The organism is Salinilacustrithrix flava (genome assembly GCF_041228405.1).
In the GTDB taxonomy this organism is placed as follows: domain Bacteria; phylum Actinomycetota; class Acidimicrobiia; order Acidimicrobiales; family Salinilacustritrichaceae; genus Salinilacustrithrix; species Salinilacustrithrix flava.
The window spans coordinates 327,994-341,163 of sequence record NZ_CP133888.1 but is presented as its reverse complement, the minus strand read 5'-3'; the positions used below and the strand labels follow the sequence as shown (position 1 = coordinate 341,163).

General features: G+C 72.3%; 14 protein-coding genes. 7 read left to right on the top strand and 7 right to left on the bottom strand.

The window, feature by feature from the left end:
- Window positions 1-23: 23 nt before the first annotated feature.
- From RGQ06_RS01675 to RGQ06_RS01650, 6 genes are all read right to left on the bottom strand, one after another.
- On the bottom strand, window positions 24-920 hold the full coding sequence (locus tag RGQ06_RS01675; protein WP_432428489.1) for a TIGR03619 family F420-dependent LLM class oxidoreductase: 897 nt from the start codon (window positions 918-920) through the stop codon (window positions 24-26).
- On the bottom strand, window positions 917-1,822 hold the full coding sequence (locus RGQ06_RS01670) for an LLM class F420-dependent oxidoreductase (protein WP_432428488.1): 906 nt from the start codon (window positions 1,820-1,822) through the stop codon (window positions 917-919). Before RGQ06_RS01670 ends, RGQ06_RS01675 begins: the two co-directional genes overlap by 4 nt.
- A 9-nt stretch (window positions 1,823-1,831) precedes the next feature.
- Window positions 1,832-2,728, bottom strand: coding sequence for a DMT family transporter (locus RGQ06_RS01665; RefSeq protein ID WP_432428487.1), 897 nt, complete (start codon window positions 2,726-2,728; stop codon window positions 1,832-1,834).
- 13 nt (window positions 2,729-2,741) lie between these two features.
- Window positions 2,742-4,385: a fumarate hydratase gene (locus RGQ06_RS01660; RefSeq protein WP_432428486.1), complete on the bottom strand. Its 1,644-nt coding sequence runs from the start codon at window positions 4,383-4,385 to the stop codon at window positions 2,742-2,744.
- A gap of 154 nt (window positions 4,386-4,539) precedes the next feature.
- Entirely contained in the window at window positions 4,540-4,953 is a 414-nt protein-coding gene (locus RGQ06_RS01655; RefSeq protein WP_432428485.1) for a hypothetical protein, read from the bottom strand.
- 69 nt (window positions 4,954-5,022) lie between these two features.
- Window positions 5,023-5,508, bottom strand: coding sequence for a hypothetical protein (locus RGQ06_RS01650; protein WP_432428484.1), 486 nt, complete (start codon window positions 5,506-5,508; stop codon window positions 5,023-5,025).
- A 68-nt stretch (window positions 5,509-5,576) separates the two neighbouring features.
- On the opposite strand from RGQ06_RS01650, the gene RGQ06_RS01645 reads away from it, so the two are divergent.
- Genes RGQ06_RS01645 through RGQ06_RS01630 form a run of 4 tightly spaced genes read left to right on the top strand, consistent with a single transcriptional unit; the run spans window position 5,577 to window position 9,147 of the window.
- Entirely contained in the window at window positions 5,577-6,035 is a 459-nt protein-coding gene (locus RGQ06_RS01645) for a CopD family protein (RefSeq protein ID WP_432428483.1), read from the top strand.
- Entirely contained in the window at window positions 6,035-6,835 is an 801-nt protein-coding gene (locus RGQ06_RS01640; protein WP_432428482.1) for a hypothetical protein, read from the top strand. Before RGQ06_RS01645 ends, RGQ06_RS01640 begins: the two co-directional genes overlap by 1 nt.
- Window positions 6,836-6,847: 12 nt before the next feature.
- Window positions 6,848-7,591 carry a glycosyltransferase family 2 protein gene (locus RGQ06_RS01635; protein WP_432428481.1) on the top strand — a complete coding sequence of 248 codons (744 nt, stop codon included), beginning with the start codon at window positions 6,848-6,850 and terminating at the stop codon, window positions 7,589-7,591.
- Window positions 7,591-9,147, top strand: a complete 1,557-nt coding sequence (locus tag RGQ06_RS01630; RefSeq protein ID WP_432430694.1) for an OmpA family protein — start codon at window positions 7,591-7,593, stop codon at window positions 9,145-9,147. Before RGQ06_RS01635 ends, RGQ06_RS01630 begins: the two co-directional genes overlap by 1 nt.
- Before the next feature lie 78 nt (window positions 9,148-9,225).
- Here the strand turns inward: RGQ06_RS01630 and RGQ06_RS01625 are convergent, their stop codons facing one another.
- Entirely contained in the window at window positions 9,226-10,821 is a 1,596-nt protein-coding gene (locus RGQ06_RS01625) for an acyl-CoA dehydrogenase family protein (protein WP_432428479.1), read from the bottom strand.
- A gap of 111 nt (window positions 10,822-10,932) precedes the next feature.
- Between RGQ06_RS01625 and RGQ06_RS01620 the strand changes: the two genes are divergently transcribed.
- The 3 genes from RGQ06_RS01620 to RGQ06_RS01610 are packed head-to-tail and all read left to right on the top strand — an operon-like array spanning window position 10,933 to window position 13,162.
- The gene (locus tag RGQ06_RS01620; RefSeq protein ID WP_432428478.1) at window positions 10,933-11,187 is read left to right on the top strand and encodes a hypothetical protein; all 255 of its coding nucleotides are present in this window, start codon (window positions 10,933-10,935) and stop codon (window positions 11,185-11,187) included.
- A gap of 49 nt (window positions 11,188-11,236) precedes the next feature.
- Window positions 11,237-12,271 (top strand): MaoC family dehydratase, encoded by a 1,035-nt coding sequence (locus tag RGQ06_RS01615; protein WP_432428477.1) that lies wholly within the window; start codon window positions 11,237-11,239, stop codon window positions 12,269-12,271.
- A 27-nt stretch (window positions 12,272-12,298) separates the two neighbouring features.
- The gene (locus RGQ06_RS01610; RefSeq protein ID WP_432428476.1) at window positions 12,299-13,162 is read left to right on the top strand and encodes an A/G-specific adenine glycosylase; all 864 of its coding nucleotides are present in this window, start codon (window positions 12,299-12,301) and stop codon (window positions 13,160-13,162) included.
- Window positions 13,163-13,170 lie beyond the last annotated feature (8 nt).

The window sequence follows — 13,170 nt, the reverse complement described above, 5'->3', positions numbered from 1 at the left end:
CGGACCAGCGAAGCGGGGGTGGCTCAGGTCTGCAGGGGCTTCACCACGTCGGCGACCTCGGCCAGGTGGGTCGACCAGTCGGATGGCTCGCCGATGGGCACGGCCACGAACTTGGACGCGCCGACCTCGATGAACCGCTCGAGCAGCGGCGCGAGCGCGTCCACGCTCGGGGCGACCACGTCGCGCACGTCGATGTCGGGCCGGCGCTTGGCGAGGAAGGCGGCGAGGACGTCGGGGATGCCGTCGACCGCGTAGGGCACCAGCGCCCCGAAGTGCTCGGGGTCGATCTCCCGGTCGTGCTCGGCGGCGATGCGCTCGATCTCGGGTCGGCCGGCGGCGACGTCGTCGGGCGTGCAGAAGCTCGGCAGCCAGCCGTCGCCCAGCCGCCCGGTCCGGCGCAGCTCCGAGGGCGCCACACCCCCGAGCCAGATCTCGATCGGCTGCTGGACGGGGCGGGGCAGGACCTTGGCGCCCTCGTACCGGAAGAAGGTCCCCTCGTGGTCGACGGCGTCCTCGGTCCAGAAGCGGCGGAGGAGGGGCAGGGCCTCGTCGAAGCGCTTGGCCCGCTCGGTCCGCTCGACGCCGAACGCCTGCTGCTCGGCCGGGTCGACCTGGCCGAGACCGAACGCCGGCAGCAACCGCCCGCCGGAGAGGCGGTCGAGGCTGGCCAGCTCCTTGGCGAGCAGCATCGGGTTGCGGCCCGGCAGCACCATGACGCTCGTGCCGAGCTTGAGCTTGGTCGTGCGTGCTGCGGCGAAGGACAGGGCCACGACCGGGTCGGGGCAGTCGTCGGTGATCTTCTCCGACAGCCAGAGCGAGTCGAAGCGCAGCGCCTCGAGGCCGTCGACCAGCGCAGCGAAGCGCTCGGCGTCGTTGGTGATCGTGCGGGTGCCGAGGCCGTAGCCGACGCGTACCTTCACAGCAGGCTGCGCAGCAGGGCGCGCGTGCGGGTCCGCTCGTCGCTGCTCGAGCCGAACTCGCTGGCGGCCAGGTCGGTGACACCGGCGTCGGCGAAGTCGCGGATCCGGCCAGCGACGGCGTCCTCGTCGCCGATGATGGCCAGGTCGGCCGGACCCTCCAGGCCCTCCCGGTCGAGCATCGCCCGGTAGGACGGCAGCTGTCCGTAGATGGCGTACACCTGGGCGGCGCGGGCCCGGGTGCCCTCCACGTCGTCGGTGACGCACACCGGCACGCCGCTGGTGACGAAGGGTGCCGGGTTCCCCGCCGCCTCCGCTGCGGCGCGGATGGTGGGGGCGGTGTGGTCGCCGATGGTGCGGGGACCGGTCATCCACGTGATCGTCCCGGCGGTGCGGGCGCCGGCGAGCTTCAGCATCTGGGGTCCGAGGGCGGCGACCTGCACGGGCACGGGCCGGGCGCCGGGGATGTCGAGGGCCAGGTTCGCCGAGATCGTCTCGCCGTGGGCCTCGACCCGCTCGCCGGTCACCAGCGGCATGAGCACGTCGAGGTACTCGCGCAGGTGGCGCACCGGCTTGTCGAAGCTCATGCCGAACATGTGCTCGATGACCGGCTGGTGCGACAGCCCGATGCCGAGGGTCAACCGGCCGTCGCAGGCCTGCTGGGTGGTGAGGGCCTGGGCCGCCAGCATCGCCGGGTGGCGCGGGTAGGTCGGGATCACCGACGTGCCGAGCTCGATCCGCTCGGTCTCCCGGCCGACCACCGCCAGCAGGGTCAGGGCGTCGTAGCCGAAGATCTGGGGCACCCAGTAGGAGTGGAAGCCCTGCTCCTCGGCGGCCTGGACGTCGGCCACGACGTCGTCGATGGTGCCGGTGGCGGCGAGGCCCCCGAAGATCCCGATGCGCATGGCCCGAACCTAGACGGGGACGTCGGTGGCCGGACTCGTGCGGGGTCGGGGGGTGCGGTCGAGGGCAGCGACGGTGACGCCCACGAGCAGGAGCGCGACGCCGCCGGCGGCGGTGGCGGTGAGCGCCTCGCCGATCACGGCGACGCCGAGGATCACCGCGGTGACCGGCTCGGCCAGCGACAGGAGCGTCGCGGTGGCCACCGCGGTGTGCTTCACGCCCCGGGTGAACAGGGCGTAGGAGAGGGTGGTGGCCACCAGGCCGAGGTGCAGGGCCATGAGCAGCCCGCGCCCCGTGGCCAGGGGCTCGAAGGCGTCGGCACCGCCACCCAGCACCGCCACCGGGGCGAGCACCACGGTGGCGCCGAGGAAGGCGACCGCCGCGACGCGGTCGGCATCGCCGGCCCGGGCGAGCTGCTGCAGCGCGTAGGCGTAGATCGCGTAGCTGGCGCCGGCGGCCACGGCGAGGAGGAGGCCGAGGCCGGGGCGCTCAGCGTCGCCCGGCTCGCCGGCCACCAGCACCGCCCCGGCGATCGCGACGGCGGCGGCCAGGAACCAGCGCGACGACGGTGTGCTGCGAGCGAATCGCCAGTCGACGAGGCCGCCCCAGATCGGCGCCGATCCGATCCCCACGGCGGTGCCGAGGGCGACGCCGGCGAGGCGGACGCCGCCGAAGAAGGTCAGCTGGTAGGCCGCGACCGACACGATGGCCACCACCGTCCAGGAGCGGGGCAGCGGCGCAGCGGCCGCGCGGCGCACCGCGGCGATGCCGGCGAGGCCGATCCCGCCGACGGCGAGGCGCACCCACCCGACGACGAGCGGGTCGATGCCGTCGGGGCCGAGCTCCTGGGCCGTCCCCGTGGTGCCCCACAGGACCGCGGCCGCGACGACCAGGAGCGCTGCGCGCACGGCCGCGGTGCCGCTACGGGCGCTTGGTCTTGAGATCGATCGGGCGGCTGACCGAGTCGAAGAAGTCGTTGCCCTTGTCGTCCACGATGATGAACGCGGGGAAGTCCTCGACCTCGATGCGCCACACCGCTTCCATGCCGAGCTCGGGGTACTCGAGCACCTCGACCTTGCGGATGTTGTCCTGGGCGAGCCGGGCAGCGGGGCCGCCGATCGAACCGAGGTAGAAGCCGCCGTGGCGCTGGCACGCGTCGGTGACCTGCTTGGAGCGGTTGCCCTTGGCCAGCATCACCATCGAGCCGCCGGCGGCCTGGAACTCCTCGACGTAGGAGTCCATCCGACCGGCCGTGGTCGGGCCGAACGAGCCGGACGCATATCCCTCGGGGGTCTTGGCCGGGCCGGCGTAGTACACGGGGTGGTCCTTGAGGTACTGCGGCATGGGCTCGCCGGCTTGCAGGCGCTCGCTGATCTTGGCGTGGGCGATGTCGCGGGCCACGACGACGGTGCCGGTGAGCGAGAGGCGGGTCTTCACCGGGTGCTTGCTCAGCTCGGCGAGGATGGCCTCCATCGGCTGGTCCAGGTCGATGCGCACGACGTCGGCGGTGAGATCGGCCTCGGTCGGTTCGGGCAGGAAGCGGGCCGGGTTGCGCTCGAGGTCCTCGAGGAAGACGCCGTCGGCGGTGATGCGGGCCCGGGCCTGGCGGTCGGCCGAGCACGACACGGCCACCGCGACCGGGAGGGATGCGCCGTGGCGCGGCATGCGGATGACCCGGACGTCGTGGCAGAAGTACTTGCCGCCGAACTGGGCGCCGATGCCGAACTCCTGGGACAGCTCGAGCACCTGGGCCTCGAACTCGACGTCGCGGTAGGCGTGGCCGAGCGCCGAGCCGGACTTGGGCAGCGTGTCGAGGTAGCGGGCGCTGGCCAGCTTGGCCGTCTCGAGCGCCATCTCGGCCGACGTGCCGCCGATGACCACGGCGAGGTGGTACGGCGGGCAGGCGGCGGTGCCGAGGCTGCGCAGCTTCTCGTCGAGGAAGGCGAGGAGCCGGTCGGGTGACAGCAGCGCCTTGGTCTCCTGGTACAGGTAGCTCTTGTTGGCCGAACCGCCGCCCTTGGCCATGAAGAGGAAGTCGTAGGCCATGCCGTCGACGGCGCTGATCTTGATCTCGGCCGGCAGGTTGGTCTTGGTGTTGGCCTCCTCCCACATCGACAGGGGGGCCATCTGGGAGTAGCGCAGGTTGTCCTTCTGGTAGGTGTCGAACACGCCGCGCGCCAGGGCCTCTTCGTCGCCGCCGGCCGTGAGCACGCGCCCGCCCCGCTTGCCCTTGATGATCGCCGTGCCGGTGTCCTGGCACATCGGCAGGACACCGCCGGCGGAGACGTTGGCGTTCTTGAGCAGATCGGTGGCCACGAAGCGGTCGTTGGCCGAGGCCTCGGGGTCGTCGAGGATGTTGCGCAGCTGCTGGAGGTGGCTGGGCCGGAGGTAGTGGGCGATGTCGTGCATCGCCTCTGCAGCGAGGGCGGTCAGTGCCTCGGGTGCCACCCGCAGGAACTGCTCGCCGTCGAGCTCGACGACCTCCACGCCGTCGATGTCGAGGCGCCGGAACGAGGTGTCGTCTCCGGTCGTGGGCAACAGGGGCGTGTACTCGAACTCCGTCACCCCCCGAGCATCGCAGATCGGCGTCGAGCCGTCGCAGCCCGAGCGGCAGCCCCGACGCGAGCGAGCCGACCGAACCCGGGGGCGGGCGTTCCGGGTCCGGCCGGCCGTTCTCGGGGACCGGGATGGTGCCGGTCCGCGGATCAGTTGTCGGTCGTCAGCGGCGGAGCCGCTTGATGATCTTCTTGGCGATGAGGAACCCGGTGACGGGACCGACCAGCGCGAGGCCGATGGGAGAGAAGCTGGGCTTGGCGCGGCCGGTCTTCTTCGCGGCCTTCGCGTCGGCCTTCGGCTGCAGCCGGGTGACCGTGGAGTCCTCCTCGACGTGGGGTGCGTCGGCGGGCTCCTCATCCTCGGAGACGACGCCGAGGCGCTCGGCGAAGGCGTCCATGTCCGGCTTGTCCTGCTCCTGGTCCGGGTGGTGACCGGGGCGCTGGTCCTCCGGGATCGTGCCGTCGGAACCCGAGGTGGTGGGGGCGTCCTGGGCGGAGAGCTTGGACACCGACGCATCAGGGTCCAGCGCGGGGACCTTCCCGGAACGACGGAGCTCGGCTTGCTGGGGCTTGGCCATGGTGCGGTACGTACCCGAGGGGTGGCACCGCCATGCCGGATGTGACCGAGGCCCGATCGGGCCTCAGGTTCAGACGGCGGGGGCGCCCGCGTAGGGCTTGGGATCGCCGGCGGCAGGGATGTCCGGCGCCTTCCACGACATGATCCGGGCCAGGTTGTCGGCCACGGCCCGCCACTCGAGCGGGTCCCAGCCCTCGGCGGACCCGAGGAGGGTGCCGTCGATGCCGATGTGGACGAACGCCGGCAGCTGCTCGAGCTGGAGGGACTTGACGAAGGCCTTGTCCGGGTCGCAGAGCACGAAGAGCTCGTCAGCCCACGGCCCCACGAAGGCCTTGGCGTCGGCCGGCGTGGAGGTGACCACGAAGCCGACGCGGACGTCGGCCTCGGAGAACACGTCGAGGATGCGGCCGGCGGTGTCCAGCAGCCACGCGCTCTCGTACTCGAACGGGTCGAGCACGACCACCGCGAGGTGGAACGTCGTCAGCCAGTCGTCGAGCGGGAGCTCGACGCCGGAGATGTGGGTCAGGGTGACGTCGCCAGCGGGGTCGGTCGGCACGGCGGGGGAAGTTAGCAAGGTAGGTTCCGCGCCAGCAGATCCGCCCCTCGAACCACCTGGAGCAACCCGTGGTCCTCGCTGCCTACGCCGACACCGGTTACAACATCCTGCTGCTGCTGCACATCGTGGCGGTCATCGCCGCGTTCGCGCCGACGGTCGTGAATCCGCTGCTCGAGCGACACCTGGCGCGCCAGGGCGGCGACACCACCTTGCAGAGCTGGGCCGGCTTCGCCCACGACTACACGAAGAAGATCGTGATGGGCTCGCTCGTCGTGGCGCTGCTCACCGGCATCCTCATGATCGTGGTGTCCGACGAGGTCATCGAGTTCTCGGACACCTGGATCTCCCTGTCCTTCCTGGTCTGGTTCGCCATCGCCGGCGTCGTGAGCGGGATGGTCGGGAAGGGCCAGCGGCTCCTGGCTTCCGGGGACGCCAAGGGTCGTGACGTGCTGGCGAAGGCCGGCCCCATCGTCGTGGTGCTGCTGCTCGTCATGCTGTACCTGATGATCTTCAAGCCCGGAGCCTGATGCACCCGATCGAGCGCCTCCGCTACGTGGCGCGGGCCGGCGGCGTGGACCACGCCGCCCTGGCCGAGGAGGTCGCACGCGCCCTGGCCGGCTTCGTCGACGACCCCTCCGGGCTGGTCACGGCGTGCCGGCGCATCATCGACCGCCACCCCACGTCCGGTCCGATGTGGTGGCTCGCGGCGCGGGTCCTGGCCACCAACGATCCGCGGGCCGAGGCGTTCCGCTGCGTCTCCGCCCTGCAGGACGACAAGACCGCCGCCGCCCTCGCCTACGAGCTTCCCGACGACATCACGGTCACGGTGCTCGGCTGGCCCGAGCAGGTCGGCGCGGCGCTGATCCGCCGCGGCGACATCCGCTCCCTCGTGGTGGACTCCCTCGGCGAGGGAGCCGGGCTCGTGCGTCGCCTCGAGCACGCCGACTCGCCCGCCGAGGAGGTCCCGCCGGCCAACCTCGCCGGCGCGGTCCGGTGGTCGAACCTGGTCCTGCTCGAGGCATCCGCGGTCGGCCCGGACGGGTTCGTCGCGGTGGCCGGGTCCCACGCCGCGGCCGCGGTCGCCCGTGACGCCGACGCCGCCGTGTGGCTGGTGGCCGGCGAGGGCCGGCTCCTGCCCGAGCGGTTGTGGCAGTCCGTCGTCGACCGGTTGGACCAGGAGGGCGAGCCCTGGGAGCTGGACGAGGAGATCGTGCCGCTGTCGCTCGTCGACCGCGTCGTGGGGCCCAAGGGGCTCGAGTCGGTGGAAGCCATGCTGCGCCGCACCGACACGCCCGTGGTCCCCGAGCTGCTCAAGAGCACCATCTAGGTCCGGTCCGCGATGTCCGACGAGCGCGATCGACCCGACGCCGGCGCGCCGGCGGTGGTCGACGTCGTCATGCCCGCCCGCAACGAGGCCACGACGGTGGCCGACAACGTGGCGGCGGCGATGGGGTGCCGTCACGTCCGCCGGGTCATCGTCGTCGACGACGGCTCCACGGACGACACCGCCCGCATCGCCGAGCAGGCGGGCGCCCGCGTCGTGGGCCGCCCGGGATCGACCGGCTCCAAGGCCCACGCCATGGACGCGGGTGTGCAGTCGACCGACGCCACCCACATCCTGTTCGTCGACGCCGACTGCACCGGGCTCACCAGCGCCCACCTCGACGCCATCTGCGAGCCGGTGCTGGACGGACGGGCCGAGATGAGCCTCGGCGCCTTCGACTACGGCTGGCTCAACTGGCTGGTGCTGGTGCTGCCGCCGCTGTCGGGCGAGCGGATCATCCCCCGCTGGGTCTGGGATCGCATCCCCGCCACCAAGCACGCTGGCTACACCATCGAGACCCGCATCAACGAGGTCATCGCCGAGGGCCGGCTGCGCACGCACGCCCACACGATGCAGGGCGTGTCCCACCGCACGAAGCGGGTGAAGTTCGGGGTCGTCGACGGCCTGCGGCGCACGGCGCGCATGTACGTCGACCTGCTCTCGATGCTGAAGCCGGTCGGCGACATCCGCTGGCGGACGTACTGGTACTACCTGCGCGGCCTCACGATCGTGAGGTCCGCACCCGGCGCAGAGGAGTGATGATGGATCGGTGTCGCACGACGGTGCGCCGCGGGCTGGGACTGGTCGCCGCCGCATCGCTGGTGGTCGCCGCGTGCGGGGGTTCCGAGGGCTCCGCTGCAGACGAGGCCCCGCCCTCGGCGAGCACATCCGCCCCCGACACCGAGCAGGTACCGGAGACAGAGGAGGACGAGGACGCCGCCGAACCGGCTGGCAGCGTCGAGGGTGAGCTGTCCGGCGCGAGCGTCCGGTTGGAGGTCGCCCCACTGGTGCACACCGACGACGGGACTGTGCTCACGGCGTCGCTGACCGTCCTGGACGCGCCGTCCGGCGAGACCGTGACGCTCGGCGACACGATGGCCGCCCGCGACGGCGCAGGCGGACGTCACACGCTGTCGGACGTGCGCCTGTTCGCACCGAGCACCGGCCTGCTCGCCTCCCCTGCGACCGTCGGCGGCGAACCGGCGACCACGTCCACCTCCGGGGCGCCCTCGCTCGGCGAAGGGGACACCGCCGGGCTGCGTGTCGTGTTCCCGACGCTTCCCGACGACGTCGAGCAGGTCGATGTGCTGTGGCCGATGCTCGGGGTCGTCGCCGACGTGCCCGTCGAGGAGGGGGACGTCGCCGAGCTCGCCGCCTTCGGCGAGGAGGAGGCACGTGACGTCGAGGCGGACGGTGCGACCGGGGAGGCCTCGCCGGTGGTGGCGCGGACCAGCGAGCTCGACGGCGCGGTGCGCACCGAGCAGGCTCCGGCACAGACGCTGGTGGTGCTCGCCGCCGACGTGCTGTTCGCGCTGGACAGCGCCGAGCTCTCACCCGAGGCACAGGCTGCGCTGGCCCGTGCCGCAGCCCAGGTGCAGGCGGCCGGTCCCGGTCCGGTCCGCATCACCGGGCACACCGACGACCAGGGCAGCGACGACTACAACCTCGACCTGTCGACCCGGCGGGCGGACGCCGTGGCGGCCGCGCTGGCCGACGTGCTGCCGCCGGCCGAGTTCCCGCCGCAGGTGGAGGGCCGGGGTGAGGCCGAACCGGCGGTCGAGGACACGACCGAGGAAGCCCGCGCCGCCAACCGCCGCGTCGAGCTGCTCGTCGAACGTTCGCAGGACGACGCGCCCGCCGCCGACGCATCGGATCTGCCGCCCGGCGGCGGACCGACCGCACCCGGCGACGAAGGCTTGGTGCTGGAGCAGTCCGACGGGAGCCGGCTGCGTGTGGCTGCGGAAGGGGCGACCGAGCAGGGTGATTGGCTCCGGATCGACCTCGTGGCGACCGTCGAGGACGCCGGCCCGGACGGGTCGACCGACCTGCTGGTCGACCTGCGCGACGTGGGCCTCGGCCGGCAGCGTGCGGACGCCTCCGGCATCGGCGTGCTCGACGGCAGCGTGCTCCTGCTGCCGGCGGTGGCCGCCGACGGCACCTGTGCGTGCGCCAACACCCTGTTCGGCGTCTCCGCGATCGAGGGTGCGCAGCGCCGGTTCTCGGTCTGGGTCGGCGCGCCGGCCCGCACGCCGGACACGGTCACCGTGCAGCTGCCGGCCGAGCAGGGCCGGCTGCTCGACGTCCCGGTGGGTTGACGCAGCCAATGAGTCGTTCTGGCCTACGGATCCCCCCGCATGTGCGGGGATCCGTAGGCCAGAACGGGTGGGGTTCGGTCAGCCCTTGGCGGCCGACACGAGGCGGCGGGCGATGACCTTGATGGCCAGCGTCTCGTCGGCACCCTCGAAGATCGACAGCACCCGGGCGTCGACCCAGTAGCGGCTGACCGGGTACTCCTCGGCGTAGCCGTAGCCGCCGTGGATCTGCAGCGCCTCGCGGGTGACCCACTCGGCGGCCTTGCACACGTAGGCCTTCACGAGCGTGGCCTCCATGGCGCCCTCGCCCTTGGCCATCATCTTGGCCACGGCGTAGGAGAACTGCCGGCTGGCCTGGATGATCACGGCCATGCGGGCGAGCTTGGCCTGGGTGAGCTGGTACTCGGCGATGGGCTTGCCGAACACGGCGCGGTCATCCGCGTACTGCTTGGCCTCCTCGTAGGCGGCCTGCATGACGCCGACGGCGCGGGCGGCGGTCTGGAGCCGGCCGTTCTCGAAGCCCTCCATCTGGAGGTAGAAGCCGCGACCCAGTCCGTCGTCACCACCGATCAGGTTGTCCTGGGGGACGAACCAGCTGTCGAGGGCGATCTCGTAGGAGTGCATGCCCCGGTACCCGATGGTGTCGATCGGGCGGCCCTCCATCTTGCCGCCGTGACCGTCTTCGAACTCGAAGCCGTGGCCGTCGCCCTGGGGCTTGGGGACGATGAACATCGACAGGCCCTTGTGGCCGAGGGAGCGGTCCGGGTCGGTGCGGGCGAGCAGGAGCAGGACGTCGGCGCGGGCGCCGAAGGTGCACCAGGTCTTGACGCCGTTGATGCGCCAGCCCTCGGTGCCGTCGTCGAGCGTGTCCCGGGTGGCGGTGCACTTGATGCCGGCCACGTCGGACCCGTAGTCGGGCTCGGTGACGGCGACAGCGCACATGACCTCTGTGGTGGCCAGCTTGGGGAGCCAGTACTCCTTCTGCTCCTGCGTGCCGCCCTTCTCCACGGCCCGGGTCATGATCTCGGGGCGGGTGATGAGGGAGCCGCCGATGCCGAGGCTGGCGCGGGACAGCTCCTCGGTGGCGACGACCATGCCCATGTAGTCGGACTCGCCGCCCGACGCGAACCCGCCGAACTCCTCGGGGATCGACAGGCCGAACGCCCCCAGCTCGGCCAGGCCGCTGATGACGTCCTCGGGCACGTCGCCATTGGTGCGGTGCACGTGCTCGGCGTGGGGCTTGATCTGGTCCTCGCCGAAGCGGCGGAAGGTGTCCTGGACCATCTCGAAGTCGCCGTCGAGGTGGCGGGGGCCCTCGCCGTCGATGGTGGTGAGGAACTCCGGGGAGCGGTAGGTGCCGACGAACTCGCGTGCGCCGTCGAGCGCACCGGGTTCGACACCCCACTCGGCCTCGCGGCCGAACAGCTTGGCGGCCAGCTCGCCGACGGCGTCGGCGGCGAAGGCGCAGGCGATGCGGGCCTCGATGTCGCCCTTGGCGCCGTAGTCGAGCAGCGTCCCCGACATCTCGACCGCCGCGGTGGCGTGCGCGAGGTCGTAGGCGAGCACCTGGTTGGCGTCGATGTCGCCGAGCTCGGCGAGGCGGGCGGCGGCCTTGTCGAGCACGCTCCGGGCGGCGTCGATGGCGGCAGCGGCTCGTTGCAGGTCGGGGGCGATCATGGCGGCAGGGTACCGGTGGGTAACCGGCGCCTTCCAAGCAGGGCGGGCGACCCCGTGAGGGTCGTCGGTGGTTGCGCCGGTACGTTCCATGGGGAGGAGAGGACGGACCCGATGGCCCAGCGTGGCAACCAGAGCTTCGAGAAGCGCCAGCGTGAGGCGGATCGCCAAGACCGCGCTCGCGAGAAGGACGCCCGACGTCAGGAGCGGCGCGACGCCGAGGACGAAGGCGTCGACGTCGACGAAGGCGCCCTCATGGCCGAGTACGGGCGGCTCGCCGAGCAGCACGACAACGGCGAGATCACCGAGGAGCGATTCGTCGCCCGCAAGCGGGAGATCTTCGAGGCGCTCGGGCTCGACATCGACTGATGGGGGTCGATGGGCGTCTGCCGCCAGGGCCTTTGTAGGTTCTCCCGACATGAGCAAGACGAACCCGGGCAACTTCTTCGAGGACTTCCGCATCGGCCAGGTCATCGAGCACGCCACGCCCCGCACCGTCACGAGCGGTGACCGAGCCCTCTACACCGCGCTGTACCCGTCCCGCTTCGCCCTCCCGTCCTCAGACGAGTTCGCCGCCGCGTCCGGGCTGTCCCCGGCGCCGGTCGAGGAGCTCATCGGGTTCCACGTCGCGTTCGGCAAGACCGTGCCGGACATCTCGCTCAACGCGGTGGCCAACCTGGGCTACGCCGAGTGCCGCTTCCACCAGCCGGTCCGACCCGGCGACACGCTGCGGGCCAGCTCCGAGGTGATCGGCCTCAAGCAGAACTCCAACGGCAAGACCGGCGTCGTCTACGTCCGCTCCACCGCGACGAACCAGCGGGGCGAGATCGCCATCGACTGGGCCCGGTGGGTGATGGTCCGCAAGGCCGACGTCGACGCCCCCGCGCCCGAGACCGTCGTGCCGGACCTCGCCGACGCGGTCGCACCCGAGGACCTCATCGTGCCGGCCGGCCTGGACTTCACCGGCTACGACTTCGCCGCCGCCGGCGAACCCCACCGCTTCGGCGACTACGAGGTGGGCGAGAAGATCGACCACGTCGACGGGGTCACGCTCACCGACGCCGAGCACATGCTGGCGACCCGGCTGTGGCAGAACACCGCCAAGGTCCACTTCAACACCGAGGCCCGCGACGACGGCCGCCGGCTCATCTACGGCGGCCACATCATCAGCCTGGCCCGGGCTCTGCAGTTCAACGGCCTGGCCAACGCCGCCATGGTGGCCGCCATCAACGCCGGCGCCCACACCGCCCCGGCCTTCGCCGGCGACACCGTCTACGCCTGGTCCGAGGTCCTCGACAAGGCCGAGACCAGCGCCCCCGGCGTCGGCGCGCTGCGGGTCCGCCTCGTGGCCACGAAGGGTCGCGACGAGTCCACGACCCTGCGGGGCGACGACGGCAAGTACGCGGACGGCGTGCTCCTCGACCTCGACACCTGGGTGCTCTGCCCCATCTGACCGGGACCGGCAGCGCACACTGAGCGGGTGCGCCCGGTCCAGCGTGAACTGATCGAGTGGTGGTCCCGCGAGGGCCGGGACCTGCCCTGGCGCCGCAGCCGTGATCCGTGGGCGGTGCTGGTGTCGGAGCTGATGCTCCAGCAGACGCAGGTCAGCCGGGTCACCGAGCGCTACGTCCGCTTCCTGGAGCGGTTCCCGACGGTCGTCGAGTGTGCGGCCGCACCGGTCGGCGACGTCATCGACGAGTGGGCCGGCCTCGGCTACAACCGCCGGGCCGTCCACCTCCACCGGACGGCCGTCCGCTGCGTCGAGCACCACGATGGCGCGCTCCCCGACACGCTGACCGAGCTCCTGGACCTGCCCGGCGTCGGTCCCTACACCGCCCGGGCCGTGCTGGTGTTCGCCCACGAGCGCGACATCGGCCTCGTGGACACCAACGCCGGCCGGTTCGTGGCCCGAGCGCTGGCCGGCCGACCGCTCCCGGCGAAGGAGGCGCAGGCCGTCGCCGATGCCGCGGTCCCCGGGGGCTGGGGCTGGACGTGGGGGCAGGCCGTGTTCGACCTCGGCGCCTCGGTCTGCCGCAAGCGCGCCCCCCGGTGCGGCGACTGCCCGATCCGCCTCCACTGCGCCTGGGCGACGGCCGGCTTCCGGACCCCCGACCCCATCGACGGCTCCGCCGGGATCAGCGCGCGCCAGTCCCGCTTCGACGGCTCGGACCGCCAAGGACGGGGCCGACTGGTCGACGCCATGCGGGCCGGCCCCGTCGAGCACGATGCGCTGGCCGCGGTGATGGGCTGGCCCGATGATCAGGCCCGTGCTGCCCGGGTGGCCGCCGGCCTCGTCGCCGACGGCCTCGCCGTGGTCGAGCGGGACCGCTACCGCTTGCCGTGACCAAGGGC

Excerpts from the sequence above, each read along its gene's own strand:
- RGQ06_RS01655 (WP_432428485.1), bottom strand. The coding sequence starts at position 4,953 with ATGGCCAAGCCCCAGCAAGCCGAGCTCCGTCGTTCCGGGAAGGTCCCC.
- RGQ06_RS01635 (WP_432428481.1), top strand. The coding sequence starts at position 6,848 with ATGTCCGACGAGCGCGATCGACCCGACGCCGGCGCGCCGGCGGTGGTC.
- RGQ06_RS01615 (WP_432428477.1), top strand. The coding sequence starts at position 11,237 with ATGAGCAAGACGAACCCGGGCAACTTCTTCGAGGACTTCCGCATCGGC.
- RGQ06_RS01640 (WP_432428482.1), top strand. The coding sequence starts at position 6,035 with ATGCACCCGATCGAGCGCCTCCGCTACGTGGCGCGGGCCGGCGGCGTG.
- RGQ06_RS01630 (WP_432430694.1), top strand. The coding sequence starts at position 7,591 with ATGATGGATCGGTGTCGCACGACGGTGCGCCGCGGGCTGGGACTGGTC.
- RGQ06_RS01620 (WP_432428478.1), top strand. The coding sequence starts at position 10,933 with ATGGCCCAGCGTGGCAACCAGAGCTTCGAGAAGCGCCAGCGTGAGGCG.
- RGQ06_RS01625 (WP_432428479.1), bottom strand. The coding sequence starts at position 10,821 with ATGATCGCCCCCGACCTGCAACGAGCCGCTGCCGCCATCGACGCCGCC.
- RGQ06_RS01670 (WP_432428488.1), bottom strand. The coding sequence starts at position 1,822 with ATGCGCATCGGGATCTTCGGGGGCCTCGCCGCCACCGGCACCATCGAC.